Raw genomic sequence first — 18665 nt, 5'->3', positions numbered from 1 at the left:
ATCCGTACTTTAAGAGCGTTCCGACGGAGCGGATGCTGCTCGGGATGTTCGAGTACGGGGCTGCGATGCCTCCGGCCAGCCGGGTCTACTGAGACCTCCGCATAGAGCGGCGCGTGGCCCCTGTGCTCGTGGTGGTGGTCGCGTGGGCGCCGGACGGATGCCTGTGCTGCTCCTGGTTTCGATGCCTCGCGTGAGATCGCGCAACGTCCGGCTCTCTCGTGACCGCCACCACTCAGTAGGTGGGTGTTGACGTTCGTCGGTGCCGGGCGGACATCTGAAGCCAGCACGGTCAAGCAGGCCTCGGCTGAGACCGGGTGCTGTCCGGCACCGTCATGCGTCAACACCCACCGCTTGATCACTCGTTGGTGTTGGTGGTGCGAGCCCGCCGCATGGTGACCCCTTGATACGCCCGAGCCAGTCGAGCTCCCGCGCAGACCGAGGCCCGTGAGGTGCGCTGGTGCCACGAACGGCTAGTGAGGTGTCGGCCCGGCCCCTCTTGCGGTCGAGGCCTGGGATTAGGTCGCTCGCGTGGCCCGCATGCGCTCGTGACCAGCGCAAACACCCGGCACGTAGGGGAGGGAACACTTTGTTCTACTGCGGAATCGACTGGGCGGAACGCACCCATGACGTCGCCCTGGTCGACGACACCGGCCACCTGGTGGCCAAGCGGCACATCACCGACGACGCGGCCGGCTACCAGGTTCTGCTGGAGCTGCTTGCCGAGTACGGCGACACCGAGGAGAACCCGATCCCGGTGGCGATCGAGACATCCCGCGGGCTGCTCGTTGCCGTGCTGCGGACCGGAACGCGGAAGGTGTTCGCGATCAACCCGATGGCGGCCGCCCGCTACCGCGACCGCCACTCCGTCTCGCGCAAGAAGTCCGACCCCGGCGACGCCCTTGTCCTGGCGAACATCCTGCGCACCGACATGCACACCCACCGGCCCCTGCCCGGCGACAGCGACCTCGGTCGTGCCATCGCCGTCCTGGCCCGCGCCCAGCAGGACGCTCTGTGGAATCGGCAGCAGATCGCCAACCAGCTCCGCTCTCTGTTGCGCGAGTACTACCCGGCCGCCCTGGAAGCCTTCGCCACCTGGGCCAACGGCCTGTGCCGGCCCGAGGCCCGTGAACTCCTCAAGGTCGCCCCGACCCCTTCACGAGCCGCGCGGCTGACCCGGACGCAGCTCCAGGCCGCGCTCAAGCGGGCCAGCCGCAAGCGCGGTATCGACGCGGAGGCCGACCGACTGCGCGACGTCTTCCGTGCTGCGTGGGCCCACCAGCCGCCGCTGGTCGAGGACGCGCTCGGCAAGCAGATGCTCGCCCTCCTCATCCAGCTGGAAGCCGCCTGCACCGCTGCCGACCAGCTCGCTGAGGCGGTGGATGAGGCGTTCCCTCAGCACCCGGACGCCGAGATCCTGCTGAGCTTCCCCGGGCTCGGCATCCAGCTCGCCGCCCGGATCCTCGCTGAGATCGGGGACGACCGCGCCCGCTTCGCCGACGCCCGCGGCCTGAAGGCATACGCGGGCTCCTCGCCCATCACCAGGGCCTCCGGCAAGAAGTCGTCCATCACCCGTCGGTGGGTGAAGAACGACCGCCTCAATCACGCGGGATATCTGTGGGCATTCTCAGCCCTTCGACACTCGCCCGGAGCTGGCGCCCACTACCGGCGCCGCCGCGAGGTCGGCGACTGGCACGCGGCCGCCCAGCGCAACCTCTTCAATCGCATGATCGGCCAGCTCTACCACTGCCTCAAGCACCGCAAGCTGTTCGACGAGAACACCGCATTCCCAGCCTCAGGTCAGGAAATGGAAACGGCGACAGCGTGACATCCGATCAGCCGGGGACCGTGTGCTGTCAGTGTCGGGTGGCATGCTCTGCCACCATGAACAAACAGCAGTTCTGGCAGCTCATTGCGGCAGCGCGCCACCAGGCGCTCGACCCGGATGAGAGCGAAACGGTCGCTCGCGAGGCCACTTCCCTGCTCGTCTCCCGTCCGACCGAGGAGATCGTCGCCGCTCAGCAGGTGTTGTGGGACCTGATGGCTGAGTCCTACACGAACCCGTTGTGGGCCGCTGCCTACGTCATCAACGGCGGCTGCTCCGACGACGGCTTCGACTACTTCCGCGGTTGGCTGATCGCACAGGGGCGTGAGGTCTTCGAGGGCATAGTTGCCGATCCTGATGCGCTCGCCGGACTGCCCATCGTGCAAGCCTCGGCCGCCGACGGCCTGGACCTGGACGGTGAGGACGTGCTCAGCATCGCCTGGAACGCACACATCACGGCGACTGGTGAGCAACTCCCTGCTGACGCCTTCACGATTCGATACCCGCAACTGGACCCTGCCTGGGACTTCGATTTCGACGACCGAGGTGAGATGACTCGCCGCCTGCCACGCTTGGCCGCTCTCTATCTGGAGTGAGTCGCCGGGTCGGTCACCAAGCAGTGTTCGAAGGTCTCATCCCGACGACTTGACGAGTTAGCAACGTGAGGTGTCTATGCGAGCCGCAAGAGCCAACACTTCTGGTCAAGCGCTTCTGAAATGATCGATTACTGTAGGCACCAGCTAGCAGACCGCCCTTTCTTGTGTGTGATGCGCGCGGTTAGGGTTTTGGGCCCTAGCATGAGCTCTATAGATATTCCTGAACACCGATCGCCTTAACTGCGACGCTCAAGCCTTTCCATGGGACCGACGAGAGCGGTGCCACTCGCACTTCGCGGGGGGAGGCAGCGATCGAATAGCCCTTTCGAGGCTTGTCTCGGGCCGGAGCGGCGCCGGTTCGAGGGTCTGGAGTTCGCACTCCCTGTGGAGACCGGGATGAGAGTTGTCGTTGATCTTTCCCGATGCGAAGGGTATGCACAGTGCGCGTTCCTGGCTCCGGAGGTGTTCCGGATGCACGGTGAGGAGGCGCTGATGTACGACCCGAACCCCGACGACGCCCAGCGCAGCCTGGTGCTACGCGCCGCGGCGGCCTGCCCGGTCCAAGCGATTCTGGTCGACTGGCTGGAAGGACGGAACACCCCGGTGGAGGCGTCGGCGCCATGACCAGTGCCGACACTCTGCGGGCGTTCAAGCGCGATGGCCGCATCGTGGTCGTCGGGGCGTCACTGGCGGGACTGAGGGCCGCGGAGGCTCTGCGCGCCGAGGGTTTCACAGGATCCTTGACCATGATTGGTGACGAGCTGGGCGAACCCTATGACCGGCCTCCCCTGTCCAAGCAGGTACTGACCGGGTGGGTGCCGGCCGAAAACACCACGTTGCCCCGGCGTCGTGGCATCGATGCGGAGTGGCTGCTGGGCGTGCCCGCCAGCGGGCTGGACCTCGCGACGAATAACGTGCGACTGGCCGACGGACGCGAGGTGCCCTTCGACCGGCTGCTGATCGCTACCGGGGTACGGGCCCGGCCTTGGTTCGTCGAGTCCGAGGCGGCTCTGGACAGGGTGTTCGTCGTGCGTACGCGCGAGCATGCCGAGAGCCTGCGGCGAGCCCTCGCCGCCGGGCCTTCTCGCGTTCTGATCGTCGGGGCGGGATTCACCGGCTCCGAAATCGCCTCCGCCTGCCGAACACGGGAACTGCCGGTGACGGTCGCCGAACTCGGAGCGACCCCGCTGGCCGGCGCGCTGGGCGCCGTGATCGGTGAGGTCGCGGCGGACTTGCAGCGCACTCACGGCGTCGACCTGCGGTGCGGTGTCAAGGTCACCCGACTTGAGGGCGACGCGCAGGGGCGGTTCCGCCGTGCTCACTTCGACGACGGCAGCACGATCGACGCCGAGGTGGCGGTAGTGGCACTCGGGAGCATCCGCAACACCGAGTGGCTACGGGAGTCGGGACTGGCGGCGGGCGTGTGGGGAATCGTCTGCGACACAGGCTGCCACGCCCTCGACATCAATGGCCGAGCCAACGACGACGTCTTCGCCGCGGGAGACGTGGCACGTTGCCCGCACCCCCTCTACGAATACCGGCTCATCTCACTGGAGCACTGGGCCAACGCCGTGGAGCAGGCCGAGGTCGCGGCACACAACATGGTCAGCCCCCAGGCGGACCACTGGCCACACGCGTCGACACCGCTGTTCTGGTCGATCCAGTTCGGCGTCAACATCAAATCCGTCGGCGTGCCGACCTTCGCCGACGAGGTGGTCGTCACCCAGGGATCGCTGGACGACCACCGTTTCGTCGCGGCATACGGCTATCGGGGCCGCGTCACGGCTGCCGTGAGCTTCGACAACGCCAAGTGGCTGCGCCACTACCGACGGTTGATCGAGACGGCCGCACCTTTCCCGCCACGCTGCCCCACGCCGGACCAGCCGACCGACGTACACCCGGCACCCGTCGGCCTCCCCGGCCCAAGCCTGCTCGCTCAGGGCGCCACCGCGGTCGTCACCGGCCGGACCCGGGTGAGCGCCGCGTCACGGCCGTGCACCGGCATCGGCAGGAGGGGGGTCGGATGACCACGACCGAGACGCCCGGCACGCTGCGACGGATCTTCGACTACTCCGCCCGGGCCGACCCGTACCCGCTGTATGCCGAGTTGCGCGAGACGCCGGTGGCTCTTCAGGAGGACGGCAGCTACGTCATCAGCACCTATCGCGAGATCACGGACATACTGCATGACCCGCACCTGAGCTCCGACGTGCGCAATCTGTCGCGTCCGATGCCCGCACCGGAGGAAGGTGTCACGACGGCGTTCATCAAGAAGGACCCGCCCGAGCACGATCGCCTGCGGCGTATGGCGATGCGCCACTTCGGCCCCCCGCACTCCCCGGGGGTGGTGGCCGGCATGGAAAGCGACCTGACCGCCACCGTCGGCAGCCTGATCGACGATTTCGCGGGCAGGGAGCGGATCGACGTCGTCGACGATTTCGCCTGCCCGTTCCCTGTAACCGTGACCTGCCACTTGCTCGGCGTTCCACGCGAGGAGGAACCGCGGTTCCACGGCTGGGTGAACGACATCATGAACTCGGTCGACTACGACCCCGAGACCGACCCGAGGGAGAAGCTGGACAAGGGCGTACGGGCCCGCAAGGACTTGCGCCGGAACCTCGGCGGGCTGGTGGAACAGCGCCACGGCCGGCCGGGCGACGATCTGCTGGCCCGGCTGGCCAACGATGACGGGCCCGACGGCCGGATGACCGACGAAGAAATCGTCGCCACCGCCAAACTGCTGCTCATCGCCGGCCATGAGACCGTCGTCAACCTCATCGCCAACGGCATGCTGACGCTGCTGCGCCACCCGCAGGTGCTTGAGCGGCTGCGCCACGAACCCGACCTCGTCGCGCCGCTGGTCGAGGAGCTGCTGCGCTACGAACCCTCCGTGCACATCATTCCCTGGCGGACGGCGTACAGCGACATCACCGTAGCCGACACCGTCATCCCGAAGGGCTCACAGATCATGCTTATGCTGGCCTCAGGCAGTCGCGATCCGAAGCGCTTCCACGATCCCGACCGCTTCGACCCGGATCGGCGTGACAACCAGCACCTGGGGTTCGGCAGCGGCATCCACTCGTGCTTCGGCGGCGCGCTGGCCCGGCGGGAGACCCAGATCGCGCTGACCGAACTGGTACGCCGACTCGTCCGCCCCAGGCTGGTCGCCGACCCGCCGCCGTACCGGCCCAGCCCCGTTCTTCGGGGTCCGATTCATCTGGACGTCGAGCAAGGTGATGGCTGACGCGGCAGCCGAGGCCAGTGGCAAGGTCGTGCCGCGTTCCGCTCGCCTTCATCGCACCCTCCCCGACGTCAGGGCGCGTATCGGGTCGTGATCGATGATCATCGCAGTTTCCGGGGCGGGCGCCCTTCCGGGATACGGGGCCCGGTGATCTGCGGCTGCGCCGTGCGGGCCTCCGGCTGCGTGCCCGCCGGCGTCATGGTGCTCGGCGACGACTCCCACAAGCCGCAGAAGGATTGCTGAACCTTTCAGCTTTCCCTTGCGGGAACCCGCCGTGACCGAGGGCGCGGGGGGTGCCCTGGACGCGTTCTTCAGGGCGTGAGTGCGGTGAGATACCGCTGGACCGTGGGTCCGAGCCAGTCCACGATCTCGTCGCGGTCGAGCGCCACGCTCGCCGGGAACCGCAGCACGTAGCGCGTCAGCGCGAGCCCCAGCACGGTCGAGGCGCACAGCGCCGCCCGCATCGGCGCCTGCTCCGGATCGGGGCCCACCTGGCGGGCCAACGGGATCAGCTGCTCGCGCAGCACTTTCTGCATGCGATCGGCGGCGGCCGGATCGGTGGCTCCGACCCGCATCAGCGCGGTCAGCTCCCCGTTCTCCTCCCACAGGGCGAGGAAGTGGCTCACCAGCGTGCGGCCGATCGCCTCGCGAGGTTCGACGGGCAGGTCGGGCAGTCCGGGGTCGATCGCGACGGCAGCTGCATCCGGCGATAGCGCCACTCCTGGCCGTCGGCGGCATCCGCGGTAACCCCAGGCGATCGGCAGCGGGGAGGCGAGTGCGCGCAGCACCATGGCCCTGGCCGGCTCGGGTCTGGTGGCGAAGCCCCTCTCGTCAGGGATCTTGGCGGCGTGGCAGCGTTCGCGGTCGTTCGTCCAGGACTTGGGTGGATACAGCTCGCGGTGCACCAGGGCGCGTGCGCGGGTGGTGGCGTAGGCGGCGAAGACGCCGGTCTGACATTCTCGGTGCGGCCGGCGGTGCCGGAGTACTGGCGCTGCATCCCCGCGGAGGTGGTGCCCTTCGGTGCGTTGGCCTGCGTGTTCGGCCAGGTGTCAGCGTGCCCTCATCACCGCGCAGACAGTTCTCGATGTCATCCGTCGGAGGGGGCTCCGCCGCGACCGTCCCTGGCGTGCCGGCAGCCCACTCCACTCCCGACACTGCCTCTGACCAGGCAAGGGAGTGAAGCGGCTGCTGGAGTACTAGACCCTCGCCTCCTGGTACTGGCCCAGGAAGAGCGGCGTCCCGCGCTCCACCCGCCACAGGAACAGCCCCGGTTCCTCCTCCACCTCCCCGATGTGCTTCCGGAAGGCGATCCTCCGGGTGATGCCCCGGTACGACACTGTCCGCAGCCGTCGGGTGAGGTTGCTCCAGTCCACCGGGCCCGTTCCCACGGTGTCGAGGACGTGCGCGACGAGACCGAGGGCGTCGTAGGCCTCGGCCGCGCCCCAACCGACGCTCTGGACGCCGTACCGCTTCTTGAACGACCGTACGAAACGGGCGGCCGGTGTCAGACGGGCCGGGTCGACGAACGTCGCCGAGAAGACCCACCCCTCTGCCGCCGCGCCGGCCGCCCGCAGGAACTCGGGTGTGAGGACGGCCTGGGTCGCGGCGGGGGTGCCGGTGAACCCCGCCGCCCGTAGTGCGCGTGCGCAGGAGGCGGCGCGCCGCGAGGAGTCACCGCAGTAGACGACGGCCTGTGCGCGTGCCGCGAGGGCGGCGGCGACGGCGGGGCCGAAGTCGTCGGTGTCGGCGGCGACCTGGTGCCGGGTGACCGTGCCGTGGGGCGGAGGGTTCGCCACCAGGGTGTGGGCGATCAGCCAGCTGTAGTCCCGGGCCGCCTGGTCCTCGACGAGGAAGGTGCGGTGGGCCGGGTGCAGGCTGGTGAGATAGCGGACCAGGGGCGCGCCGATCGCGCTGTCGGAGGGACACAGTTGGAACACGGACGACGTGGGGTTCCGCATGTCCACGGCGGCGTACAGGGCGTCTGAGCCCGCCCAGGCCGTCACCATCGGCAGCAACGCCTTCTTGTACCGGTCCTGGGCCGCCAGGGCCGTGGCGTCGGACGTCGGCCCGATCACCGCGCACACGCGGCTGTCCGTGACGAGGCGCCGGGCCACCTCCTCGGCCCGGTCGGCGTCTCCGGCGTCGTCGAGGACCGTGAGGACCAGGTCGAAGCGACGGTCCGCGCGCGCGTTGTGCTGTTCCACCGCCAGCCGGACGCCGCGCTCGACCGAGGTACCGAGCGTCTTGCCGGAACCGGAGAGGTCGGCCTGCACGGCGACGGTACGGCGCCGGCGGGAGGTGACGGTGGACGGCCCGTCGCTGCGGCCGGTCAGCCAGGCGGCCGTGGAGCCGCCGGCGGCCAGCACGACGGCAGCCGCACCGCCCAGGACCAGCAGGCGCCGGCGGCTCGGCGTGGGCGACTCGTCCACCAGCGTCCCGGGCGCCGTGGGCCGCTCGGGCTCGGGCAGGTGCAGGACCTGGGCCGAGCGTGCGGCGATCACCGCGGGCAGCCCGGGCGGCAGCCAGTCGTCGGTGCCGAAGTCGCCGAGCCCGGCGCGCAGTTCCGGCACGGTCGGGCGGGCGGCCGGGTCCTTGGCGAGACAGCGGGCGACCAGGATCCGCAGGCCGTCCTCGGTGATGGCGTCGAGGTCGGGGCTCTCGTGGACGGTGCGGTAGATGACGGCGGGCGCCGTTCCGCGGCCGAAGGGCGGCCGGCCTGTCGCCGCGTAGGCGAGGACGCAGCCCAGGGAGAAGACGTCGCTGGGCGGGCCCACCTCCTCGTCGCGGGCGCGGGCCTGTTCCGGTGAGAGGTAGCCGGGCGTGCCGATCACCACGTCGGTCGCGGTCAGGGCGGTGGCTCCGCCGGCGCGGGCGATGCCGAAGTCGATGAGGCGGGGCCCGTCGAGGGCGAGCAGCACATTGCCCGGCTTGATGTCGCGGTGCACCAGTCCGGCCGCGTGGACGGCCGCGAGCGCCTCGGCGAGCCGCGCCCCCAGCGCCCGTACGGTGTCCGGGGGCAGCGGCCCGTGCTCTGCGACGGTCTCGGCGAGCGAGGGCCCGGGGACGAAGGCGGTCGCGATCCAGGGTTCGGTCGCCTCCGGGTCGGCGGCCGTGACGGGCGCTGTCCAGCGGCCGTCGACCCGCGCGGCGGCATGTGCTTCGCGGCGGAAACGGGCTCGGAAGCCCGGATCTGCGGCGTGCTCGGCGCGGATCACCTTCAGGGCGGCCAGGGCACCGCCCTCGGAACGGGCGAGGTAGACGACGCCCATGCCGCCCGCGCCGATCCGCGCGAGCAGGCGGTACCCGCCGACCGACTCCGGGTCCTGGGCGCTGAGCGGACGCACCGTCACTTGCCCTTCGGCTGTGGCGCTTTGTCCGGGGCGGGTCCCAGGTAGTGGAAGGCACCGTCGCGTACCTGGTGGACGAAGCTGGCGGGGGTGCTGAGCTGGAGGAGCTTCGGGTCGAAGGTGAAGTTCCGGGTGATGCCCTGGTACGTGGCCTTCTTCAGCGGAGCGACCAGCGCCTTGCGCGCCGGGCGCCTGCCCTTGGTGGCGGTGAGCTGCCGTATCAGCAGGTTCGCCGCGTCGTAGCCCTCGGCCGCCCAGAATCCGGGCGGGCGGCCGTACCGCTTGCGGAACGCCTGGGCGAAGGAGCGGACCTGAGCCGCGCCGGGCCCGATCGCTCCGGCCACGACCGTCCAGCCCGCCGCGCTCTCCTCGGCGGCGAACCGGGGGTCGAGCGCGGGTTCGGCCGCGTACTTCGGCCCGTCGAATCCGGCCAGCCCCTTGGCCGCCCGGATCGCCCCCTCCAACGGCCCCGCGTAGACGAACGCCTTGATGCCGGCGTCGCGCATGTCCTCCAGGACGGGCCCGAAGTCGGCCGTGCCGGCGGGGACGACGCGGGGGTGGGTGGCGTCGCGGTACTGCCGGACGATGAAGTTGACCATCTGGACGGTCTGCCAGGACACGTCACCGGCGGTGCGGTCCAGCAGGACGCCGACGGGGCTGGCCGCACTGGTCGCTTCCAGATGGAAGGCCAGCTTCATGGCGACGGTGCCGTGCAGGGGGCGGCCACGTACGAAGGAGCGGATGTTCTGGTACAGGTTCTGCCCGGCGGACATGCTGATCAGGGGCAGCAGGGCCGTGTCGTAGACGGGCAGCGCGGCCTGGGTCGTCTCGTCGGTGCTCGATCCGAGCACGGCCAGCACGTCCGGGTCGTCGACGAGCCGCTGGGCCGCGGCGGCGGCACGGTCGGCCAGTCCCGCGTCGTCCGAGGTCTTCAGTTCGAGCGTGAACGGCTTGTCGCGGCGGGCGTTGAACTCATCCACCGCGAGCCGTGCCCCCTGCTCCTGGGCCTGCCCGGCCGCCCGGCCGGCACCGCTGAGGTCCGCCTGCACGCCGAGCGCCCAACCGGGTGCGGTGGCCTGCTTCTTCCCGGTGCCTCCACTGTGGCGCAGCGCGGCCCAGGCGGCCGCGCCCCCGCCCGCGGCGAGCACGGCGGCACCGCCGGAGGCGACGGCGAGGAACCTGCGGCGCGAGGGGGCGGGCCGGGGCGGCGCCTCGGCGAGCGTGGCCTCGATGTCGGGCAGGGCCAGCATCGCGGCCGACCGTTCGGCGACCATGCGGACGACGTCGGCGGGCAGCCACTCGGCGGTGCCCGGGGACCCGTCCTCCACCAGGGCGGCGTCCAGTTCGGCCGCGGTGGGCCGATCGGCGGGGTCCTTGGCCAGACAGCGCAGCAGGACGGCCTCCACCTCCTCGTCGACGCCGTCGAGGTCGGGGCTGTCGTGGACGGTGCGGTAGAGCAGGGCGTCGACGGCGCCGCCGCCGAAGGGCGGCCGGCCGGTCGCCGCGTAGGCCAGCACGCAGCCCAGCGAGAAGACGTCGCTCGCGGGCCCGAGGCGCCCACCGTGGGCCGTGGCCTGCTCCGGGGACAGGAAGCCGGGGGTGCCGACGACGAGGTCCGCGGAGGTGATCGCGGTGTCGTCCAGGGAGCGGGCGATCCCGAAGTCGATGAGGCGGGGGCCGTCGGCGGCGAGCAGGATGTTGCCCGGTTTGACGTCCCGGTGCACCAGACCGGCGTCGTGCACGGCGGCGAGCGCGCGGGCCAGCATCTTGCCGAGCAGGCGTACCGTCCGCACGGGCAGCGGGCCGTGCCGGCCGACCGCGTCGGCGAGGGACGGGCCGGGCTCGAAGGCGGTGGCCAGCCAGGGCTGTTCGGCGGCGGGGTCGGCACCGGTGACCTTGACCACCCACGGGCTGTCCACGCGTCGCGCGGCGTTCGCCTCGCGGCGGAAACGGGCGCGGAATGCCTCGTCGTGCGCGTACCCGGCCTGGATCACCTTGACGGCGGCGAGCGCGCCCGACTCCGTACGGCCGAGGTAGACGACGCCCATGCCGCCCTCGCCCAGCCGGGCGAGCAGGCGGTGGCCGCCGACGAACGACGGGTCGGAGGGGTGCAGGGAGCGGTAGGTCACTTCTGAACCCCCAGTGCGGTGCGCACCTTGGTCTCCATCCCGGCCACCGCCCGTGCCTGGACGGTCAGCAGGTCGCCCTGGCCGAAGCCCTTGCCGCCCTCGACGACGACGGCGATCGTCACCGGACCGAGCCGGACCTGGTTCCAGATGTAGTACGTCGACCCCTTGCCGAGGGCCGGATTGTCGTACGTGCCCATCTCGATGAGGTAGTCGTCGGCGGTGGTGTTGCCGTTCGTGCCGTAGCCGGAGCCCATCGAGTTCAGGCCGGTGATCCGCTCGGTGGCGCGCAGTTGCTGGTCGGGGCAGCGCAGCGCCTCCTCCAGCGTCTCGGCCATCTCCTGGTCGGCCTGCGCGACGGTGCGGTGCAGGGTGACGGTGGCGGCGGTGCGGACCTCGCCCTTCGGGCCGGCCGCGGGCAGCCGGCTGTGGCGGGTGAAGGTGGCGAGGACGTCGCCGGGCAGGGACTCCTGCCGCCAGACGCAGTCGGTGCCGAGGACGGGCCAGGCGGCCGGGTCGCTCTCGTACGGAGGGTTCTTGACGTAGCCCGGGCCATAGCTGTCCGGGCCCGCGGTGATGGCGCGGACCAGGTCAAGGGCGGCGGACGGGGTGGTGGGGACGCGTGCGGGGTCGACCGTGAAGCGCGTGGTGACCTCACCCGTACCGCGCTGTGCGGCCGGTGAGGTCACGGAGGAGGAGGCGCTCGGACCGGTCCGGTGCCCGCCGTCACCCAAGCCGGAACAGCCCGCGAGCAGTACCCCGCACACGGCCAGCACCACGTGTCCCCGCCCTGTGCGTGTCCGCGTCGCCGCGTACGTCATGAAGCCCCCACTCACCATGCGTCCGTGCCAGTGTGCGATCGGAGCGAGTGTAGGGGGCATCGGTCAACTCACATTGCTCGGGAGGCGGTTGGCAGAGCCATGTGACGGTCCTCAAGTGCGCCGGTGAGTCACCCGGCGGCTGTGTGAGCGCGGGTGGCGGGAACCGGCGCGGTCCTACGGGAACCAACTACTCGCGCACCCGGCGCAGCACGGTCCCAGTCCATGAACATCGCCGGCCGCGGCTCACCGACGCGGAGCTGATAGACGGTGTTCTTGGGCGCCGGGTCGTTGTGACACACGACCTCTTGGTGTCCAGCCGGCGGGGTGCGAGATATCCGAAAGGGCGGTTCGCGACTCTGTGACGGTTATGTCGCCGATCCGCCTGCGTCGAGGGCGGAGTAGTGTTCGAGACCGTCGCGGTCGAGAACTCCCCGGATTGGCGGACGACATGGTGAGGGTCGAAGAGCTGGAGGCCGCGCTGCCTTCGATGACACAGTGGCGTGCGCCAGGCGGACGCAGCGTGGACTGGGCCGCGCTTGAGGCCGGCCTCGGGACGGCGCTGCCCTCGGACTTCCGCTCTCTGGCGGAGGCGTACCCGGTGCTTGTCATCGATGACTTCCTCATGGTGTCCCTTCCGACGCCCGGCGCCGAGGCGTCATGGGCGTCCGCGTCCAGGGACGACGAGATCCTTCAGGATCTGTACGAGATGGGCGACACCGAGGAGTACGTTCCCTACCCGCAGCCGGGAGGCCTGATTTCCTGGGCGTCGTCCGATTCGGGGGACACCTTCTACTGGAGGACGAGCCCTGCCGATCCGGACGCATGGCCGGTGGTCGTCCGCACGGACAACGCCGACTGGATCGAGTTCCCCGTCGGTGCCGTCGAGTTCCTGGCCGGCGTGTACGGGCGCACCATCGACGTGCCGGGCATGCCCGGGAACTTCCCCGGCGACGACCCGAAGGTGCTGGGCCTGAGCGACCGCATCGACTGATCGGCACCTCGTAGGGCCTTATGCGAAGGTTGGTGTCCGTGGTGCCTTTCGCCGAGGCGGCGGCCTGGTCGCGGGTTCGCCGGGCGGCTATGGCCGCGGCTGGGTGAACCAGCCCTGCTCGGTTGCGACCAGGATTCCGCGCTCGACCCGCCGCCTGAGCTTCAGGCGGACGTTGTCGATGTTGTCGGGCGCGATCCCCACGTCCCTCGCCTCGCACACTGCTCGCGCCCGCAGCGGCGCGTCGGCTGTGGCAAACACGGCCATGATCTGGAGGTGAGCCGGACGGTCCGGCAGCTTCGCGGTCGGCGGCGAGGAGGCCGCGGTCGGGCAGGCCGAGCAGCGTCTTGGGGTGTGACCGAGATACGCGCCCAAGGGGCGACGGGATGAACTTGAAGCCCTGAGCGGAAGTCGTGCCGGCGCATGGGGTGACCCACCCCATGCCCCGGACGACGCTCAACATCACCTCGCCGTGTTTCAGAGGGACACCCGCGCTGTTCTGCCGGCGGCAGAACAGCGGCCGGACCGGGCTTGACGATCACTACGGTCCAGTCTCATGACGACGATGACGACGCGTACGGTCGAGTACCCGGCCGACGATCTGACGATGATCGGGCACCTCGCGCTCCCGGCCGGTGTCGGCCGCCGGCCCGCGGTGCTGCTCGGACCAGAGGGCATGGGGCTCAGCGACGTCGAGCGTCGCCGGGCCGATGCTCTCGCCGAGCTGGGATATGTAGCGCTGGCCTTCGACCTTCACGGCGGGCGCTATGTGGGTGACCCCGAGGAGATGCTGGCCCGTTGCATGCCACTGCTCGCTGATCCCGAACGGATGCGGGGCATCGGCCATGCGGCGCTCGACGTGTTGCGCACCGAACCGCGGACCGACCCCGACCGGATTGCCGCCATCGGCTACGGCACCGGGGGCGCCATCGGGCTGGAGCTCGGGCGTGACGGCGTCAGCCTGCGCGCGATCGGGACAGTCAACGCACTGACCACGGGCCGACCGGGCGAGGCGGCGCGCATCCGCTGCCCGGTGTGGGCCGGGGTCGGGTCGGAAGACCCGATCATGCCGCCCGCGCAACGGAACGCGTTCACCGCTGAGATGCAGGCCGCGGGCGTCGACTGGCGCCTCACGGTCTACGGCGGCGCCTTGCACGCCTTCCACCACCCGCCGGTCGACCACCCCACAGTCCCCGGCGTCGGCTACCACCCACGGCACGCGCAGCGCGCCTGGCGCGACGTCGTCGACCTGCTCGCCGAGTGCTTGCCCGTGACGGAGGACCTGGGGGCATGACCCAGGTAGGCATGCCGGCGCCGGGCCTGGTCGGCGTCGGACACCGACCGTCCCCTCCCCTCAAGTCCGCACGGCAGAACCGCGTTCGGGCGGATACTCGATCGCGGAGACGCGTTCGCGACGGTCGCAGCAAATGCCGGATCTACCGCGGCAGAGCCCCTGCCGTGATCACCGCGACCTGCGACGGGCCACTCCGGCCGCCGGGGCGAGGTGCACGCCTTTACTGCGGCAGTGCCGGAAGGCTGGGGGCAGCGTGACGATCGAACCGGCGACCGAACGCGGGAGCGGGGGCGCACTTCGGTTGCCGCAACGCTGGGGTCGTGCCCCCGTCCGCCCCGCCGTCGTCGTACACCGCGGCGGTCGAGCGGTACCTCACCGGCGCGGGCACCGCGAAGTCCTCCGCCCGGATCCACCGGATCTCGTTGACGACCTGGGGGTGGATGCTCGCCGGCGCACCGGCGCCAACCGGACCCGCCCACCGAGGCGCGAAGCCGCCCGTCTTCCCCGTCCCTGCGATCGACGACCCCGCGCTGCCCGAGGTGCTCGCCGAGCTGGCGGCGGCGCGGGCGGACGAGATGGACGCCGACACCGTCAACCGGGAGCTGTCCATCGCCCGCAAGGCGATCGGCTGGTGGCAGCGCCAGGGTTGGATCGAGCACGATCCCACGATCGGCACCGAGCGGCGGCCGGCACCGCCCGACCGCACCAAGGCGCTCGCGGAGAACCAGATCACCGCTCTGTGACGCCTCGACGTCGCCCTGCGGGAGAAGACGCAGTGGAAGACGCTCCACGAGTCCGCCGCCCGGGCCGACACGAGGTGCTGTGCCTCGATGTGGAAGACCTCTACCCGCGGGACAAGGGCGGGAAGATCACCGCCAAGGGCGGCGCGACCGAGTGGATTCACCGGCAGTCCGGCACCGCCCAGCTCCTGCCCCGCCCCATCGCCCGCCGCACCCGCGGCGGTAGGAGAGCCGGGCCCGGCCGGTCTCCGGGCACACGTCGAGCGTCGGCCGGCCGACCCCCTCGCCTCACCCGACGACATCGAGGCCTGGACGGCTGGACGCTTCACCGGCTACGTCACGGTGCCCTCACGCACGACGCGGAAGACGGCACCTCCACCCCGATGCCGCCGGCCCGCTCCCGCCACGCCTCCGTCCGCTCCCTGGAGCGATACGCACGGCCCGGCGTCGACTCGGTCGCCCGGCACGTCGCCGAACGAGACCCCGCTGCACGTCGCCGCGCGTAAAGCCGAGCGGATCAAGGCTTCAAGATCATCCCGTTGCCCCGTTGGCGCGTATCACCTTGATGCTGGTACTGAGGCTCCGGTGGTCGTGGCTCGGGCGGCACGCTGTCAGTGAGCCGGCCCGAGGGTGGCGAGGAGCACCGCGGCCCGTGCCGACCGACACCCTGGGCGCTACGGCTGCGGACCGAGCGCCTGGGGTCGATGCACCACGTCAGGAGCTTGGTCAGAAACCCCCTCCATGTCCTGCCTGCGCCACCCGGCGGTGTTCGGCATGGTGCACGACGCCCGGAGGCGGGGATGGGGCTGTTCGTGGCTGTAACGCGTGAAGTTCAGGCTCTCGGACCGTGGTGGTAGAGCATGCCCGGATGTGTTCCTCCGCTTCCAGCGAGCATCTGGGGAACAGTGACGAAGGCGAAGCCGCTGGAGGCCAGGCCGGTGAGGATGCGTGGTAGCGCTGTGAGGGTGCGTGCGTACCGGTCGTGCAGGGAGACGATGTCACCGGCACGCACGTGGTTGAGGAGACGCCGGTCGATGGTTCCGGGCGAGATGTTGCGCCAGTCCTGGGGGTCCAGGCTCCACATCACCACGGCCAGCCCGCTCTGTCCGGCCAGGGCCCTTATTCGCGAGTCGTAGGCGCCGAACGGCGGCCTCAGCAGCGTCGGCCGGTGGCCGGTGACCGAGGCGATGTCATGGGCTGCCCGGTCGAGTTCGAACCTGACCCTCGCGGAGGAGACTGCTGTGAGATGTGGGTGAGTAACCGTGTGGTCGCCGATAGCGTCACCCTCCGCGAACCGGATGAGTGGACCCTCCTTCGGAGCCTTCAACGAGAGCGTGACCTGTCCGGAGACCGAAGTGGGCGATCGGCTGCCCGTCTCGGGAGGGTCCGAGCGCGTGGTCGGCCGGCTCGCTCCGGCCTTCAGCGCCCCTTTGAGTGCTCCGGCGGCGTGCTGGTGGGCTCGGGCGACGGTGGAGTCGACCGACACGGTCCAGCCGATGTCGTCGGCGGCATCGGCTGCCGCGAGGACGGCGGTGAAGATCTTCTCCCACGTGCCGTCGGCGGACCACCTGATCAGCCGTTTGTGAGCGGTCTGGAACGAGCCGAGTCCGTCATGCAGGTCCCGCCACGGCGAGTTGGTGCGGTACTTCCACGCGATGGCCTCAGGAGTGCGGCGGTGGTCGGCCCACTGCCGTCCCCGGACCGGATCGGCCGGCATCAGCGGCTCGATCCGATCCCACATCGCATCAGTGGTCACCAACCGGACAGGCCCATCCGATCAGCTGATGAAACCATCAAAGAGACACGCTTTGGCAGGCTACGGCCGGGCACTGTCAGCGTTCCTCCCGCCGCCTTGGCTAGGAGTCCGGGGCCGTGTAGTCGAGGTCGAACCACTCTGTCGCCGTCCATGTGGTCTCGCTGGTGGAGCGGTTCACCGACTGGAGGCGGAAGAGATGGACGTCGGAGGACATCTCGTTGAACTCGCAGAACTGATCGCCTGGCCGGAGGCTGGAGAGCGGCATCTCGTTGACGACGCCGGCGACACCGTCGACGCCGGGGCCGTTGCCGTTCTCTCCTGTCACCGCTCGTTCGCAGGACCGCATGCCCATCTTGCCAGTGACCTTCCTCCCGCCCCAGGCGATGGTCAGGGTGACCCCGTCCGGACAGGAGTGGATGTCGAGGTCGTGGTGGCTCATCGGGCTCCAGCCGTCGTCATGGTTGCGGACGACAGGGCCTTTGTCGTCGAAGCCGACCACGGAGTGGTAGCACTCTTTTCCCTGTGCCCCTTCCACGGTGAACTTGACGTCCTGGAACCTGGGTTCGGGGCCGCTGCTCTTGGTCTCTTGCGGGGAGGGGTGTTGGCCGGACGGCCGGTCGTGGTCGCCGTCACCGGAGGAACAAGCCGTTACCAGCAGGGCGAGGCCGAGGACGCCGCCGGCCAATAAGCGCTGACGCAAGCTAGTGCCGCATCAGCGAACCTTCGCCCCGTCGAAGCGAGCGTTCGGTTCGGATGCTGGTCCGGTGCAACTGAGTGGTCACTGGCCGGGTGTCCTTCCGGCTCCAAAAACGTGTGCAAGCCACCCGGAGGGGCCTCTACCCTCCGGGCATGGATCTTCGCGAAGAGCTTCCCAGTGACAGACAGGCCGTGCGGGATGTTCACCTGCAGGCCTTCGGTGACCATGGCCTTGTCGTGGCCGACCTGGTCGATACCCTGCGGGACACCATCACGCCCGAGGACGGTCTCTCGCTCGTCGCCGAGCACGACAGACAGGTCGTCGGGCATGTCATGTTCACCCGGAGTCTTCTCGATGCCCCTCGCCGGCTGGTGGAAGTGCAAGTCCTCAGTCCGCTGGCAGTGATGCCTGAACTCCATAAGCGGGGTATCGGCTCGGCCCTGGTCCGACACGGGCTGGAGGTCCTCGCCGAGTGGGCTGTTCCCCTCGTCTTCCTGGAGGGCGATCCGGGCTATTACTCGCGTTTCGGCTTCGTGCCCGGTGGTGACCTGGGCTTCCGAAAGCCATCCCTGCGCATCCCGGACGGTGCCTTTCAGGTCATCAGGTTCCCCGGGCATGAGCCATGGATGACGGGGACGCTGGTCTATGCAGAGCCGTTCTGGCGGCATGACGCAGTCGGCCTGCGTGACCCGAACGCATAGTGGCGCGAGCGCCGATACCTGTTTGGTGATGTGACGCGCCGTTTAGATGCTGGTCCGGGCGGCGTGGTGTCGCCAGGCTGGGCGAGTGGCAGAACGAGTACGCGTCCGCGAGATCGATGATGACGAGGGGCGGCGCCTGCTGCGGATCATCCGCAGAGGCACGGGGTCGGTGGTGACCTGGCGGCGGGCCCAGATGGTGCTGCTGTCCGCGCAAGGCATGCCCGTGGCGAAGATCGCCGAGGTGACGTTCACCAGCGCGGACCGGGTCCGGGACGTGATCCACAACTTCAACGCCGACGGCTTCGAGGCGCTCTACCCGAAGTACATGGGCGGCCGGCCCAGGACATTCACCCTGCCCGAGCGCCGGGAGATCAAGAAGATCGCCAAGTCCAAGCCGGCCGAGCACGGCCTGCCGTTCTCGACCTGGAGCCTGGCCAAGCTGGCCGACTTCCTGGTCGCCGAGGGGGTGGTCGACGACATCAGCCACGAGGGCCTGCGCATCCTGCTCCGCGAGGAGGGCGTCTCCTTTCAACGCA

16 protein-coding genes and 3 pseudogenes are annotated in these 18665 nt (G+C 70.1%); 10 read left to right on the top strand and 9 right to left on the bottom strand.

Annotation, left to right across the window (positions count from 1 at the left end; all coding sequences use genetic code 11):
• Positions 1–586 precede the first annotated feature (586 nt).
• The 5 genes from IE294_RS43595 to IE294_RS43575 all read left to right on the top strand — a co-directional run bounded on the left by IE294_RS43595 (position 587) and on the right by IE294_RS43575 (position 5662).
• Complete coding sequence (locus tag IE294_RS43595; RefSeq protein ID WP_189894889.1) at positions 587–1825, top strand: IS110 family RNA-guided transposase; 1239 nt, start codon at positions 587–589, stop codon at positions 1823–1825.
• Between the two features lie 56 nt (positions 1826–1881).
• Positions 1882–2418, top strand: coding sequence for a DUF4240 domain-containing protein (locus IE294_RS43590; protein ID WP_189894888.1), 537 nt, complete (start codon positions 1882–1884; stop codon positions 2416–2418).
• Between the two features lie 396 nt (positions 2419–2814).
• Positions 2815–3042: a ferredoxin gene (locus IE294_RS43585; protein WP_189894887.1), complete on the top strand. Its 228-nt coding sequence runs from the start codon at positions 2815–2817 to the stop codon at positions 3040–3042.
• The gene (locus IE294_RS43580; protein WP_189894886.1) at positions 3039–4445 is read left to right on the top strand and encodes an NAD(P)/FAD-dependent oxidoreductase; all 1407 of its coding nucleotides are present in this window, start codon (positions 3039–3041) and stop codon (positions 4443–4445) included. The genes IE294_RS43585 and IE294_RS43580 overlap by 4 nt, the downstream gene beginning before the upstream one ends.
• Positions 4442–5662 carry a cytochrome P450 gene (locus IE294_RS43575; RefSeq protein ID WP_189894885.1) on the top strand — a complete coding sequence of 407 codons (1221 nt, stop codon included), beginning with the start codon at positions 4442–4444 and terminating at the stop codon, positions 5660–5662. The genes IE294_RS43580 and IE294_RS43575 overlap by 4 nt, the downstream gene beginning before the upstream one ends.
• A 308-nt stretch (positions 5663–5970) precedes the next feature.
• Here IE294_RS43575 and IE294_RS43570 read toward each other — a convergent pair whose 3' ends face one another.
• The 5 genes and pseudogenes from IE294_RS43570 to IE294_RS43555 all read right to left on the bottom strand — a co-directional run bounded on the left by IE294_RS43570 (position 5971) and on the right by IE294_RS43555 (position 11953).
• Positions 5971–6378, bottom strand: a complete 408-nt coding sequence (locus IE294_RS43570; protein ID WP_373315956.1) for a TetR/AcrR family transcriptional regulator — start codon at positions 6376–6378, stop codon at positions 5971–5973.
• Positions 6357–6677 (bottom strand): annotated as a pseudogene (locus IE294_RS48595) (transposase); the annotation flags it as partial. The pseudogene IE294_RS48595 and the gene IE294_RS43570, both read right to left, overlap by 22 nt.
• Positions 6678–6855: 178 nt before the next feature.
• Complete coding sequence (locus IE294_RS43565; RefSeq protein ID WP_189894893.1) at positions 6856–9003, bottom strand: bifunctional serine/threonine-protein kinase/ABC transporter substrate-binding protein; 2148 nt, start codon at positions 9001–9003, stop codon at positions 6856–6858.
• Between the two features lie 2 nt (positions 9004–9005).
• Complete coding sequence (locus IE294_RS43560; protein ID WP_229918043.1) at positions 9006–11135, bottom strand: bifunctional serine/threonine-protein kinase/ABC transporter substrate-binding protein; 2130 nt, start codon at positions 11133–11135, stop codon at positions 9006–9008.
• On the bottom strand, positions 11132–11953 hold the full coding sequence (locus IE294_RS43555; protein ID WP_189894884.1) for a hypothetical protein: 822 nt from the start codon (positions 11951–11953) through the stop codon (positions 11132–11134). Before IE294_RS43555 ends, IE294_RS43560 begins: the two co-directional genes overlap by 4 nt.
• A 448-nt stretch (positions 11954–12401) precedes the next feature.
• Between IE294_RS43555 and IE294_RS43550 the strand changes: the two genes are divergently transcribed.
• Positions 12402–12944 (top strand): SMI1/KNR4 family protein, encoded by a 543-nt coding sequence (locus IE294_RS43550; RefSeq protein ID WP_229918041.1) that lies wholly within the window; start codon positions 12402–12404, stop codon positions 12942–12944.
• An 87-nt stretch (positions 12945–13031) separates the two neighbouring features.
• On the opposite strand, the gene IE294_RS48590 is transcribed toward IE294_RS43550, so the two are convergent.
• Positions 13032–13202: a hypothetical protein gene (locus IE294_RS48590; protein WP_229918045.1), complete on the bottom strand. Its 171-nt coding sequence runs from the start codon at positions 13200–13202 to the stop codon at positions 13032–13034.
• A gap of 295 nt (positions 13203–13497) precedes the next feature.
• Here IE294_RS48590 and IE294_RS43540 point away from each other — a divergent pair, with 295 nt between their 5' ends.
• Both IE294_RS43540 and IE294_RS48585 read left to right on the top strand, forming a co-directional pair.
• On the top strand, positions 13498–14235 hold the full coding sequence (locus IE294_RS43540; RefSeq protein ID WP_189894883.1) for a dienelactone hydrolase family protein: 738 nt from the start codon (positions 13498–13500) through the stop codon (positions 14233–14235).
• 320 nt (positions 14236–14555) lie between these two features.
• Positions 14556–14978, top strand: a complete 423-nt coding sequence (locus tag IE294_RS48585; protein ID WP_229918040.1) for a hypothetical protein — start codon at positions 14556–14558, stop codon at positions 14976–14978.
• A gap of 829 nt (positions 14979–15807) precedes the next feature.
• Here IE294_RS48585 and IE294_RS43530 read toward each other — a convergent pair.
• The 3 genes and pseudogenes from IE294_RS43530 to IE294_RS43520 form a co-directional block, all read right to left on the bottom strand.
• Positions 15808–16254 (bottom strand): annotated as a pseudogene (locus IE294_RS43530) (polysaccharide deacetylase family protein); the annotation flags it as partial.
• Between the two features lie 91 nt (positions 16255–16345).
• Positions 16346–16716: pseudogene (locus IE294_RS43525) on the bottom strand (transposase); the annotation flags it as partial.
• 115 nt (positions 16717–16831) lie between these two features.
• On the bottom strand, positions 16832–17431 hold the full coding sequence (locus IE294_RS43520; RefSeq protein ID WP_189894881.1) for a hypothetical protein: 600 nt from the start codon (positions 17429–17431) through the stop codon (positions 16832–16834).
• A gap of 149 nt (positions 17432–17580) precedes the next feature.
• On the opposite strand from IE294_RS43520, the gene IE294_RS43515 reads away from it, so the two are divergent.
• Complete coding sequence (locus IE294_RS43515) at positions 17581–18129, top strand: GNAT family N-acetyltransferase (protein ID WP_189894880.1); 549 nt, start codon at positions 17581–17583, stop codon at positions 18127–18129.
• An 85-nt stretch (positions 18130–18214) separates the two neighbouring features.
• Positions 18215–18665: helix-turn-helix domain-containing protein (locus IE294_RS43510; protein ID WP_229918038.1), on the top strand; the 451-nt coding region annotated here is incomplete at its 3' end.

Origin of the sequence: Streptomyces canarius (assembly GCF_014650735.1) — a bacterium.
Taxonomy (GTDB): domain Bacteria; phylum Actinomycetota; class Actinomycetes; order Streptomycetales; family Streptomycetaceae; genus Streptomyces; species Streptomyces olivaceoviridis.
Note: the sequence above shows the minus strand (reverse complement) of the source record. Positions and strands in the feature narration are given on the sequence as shown.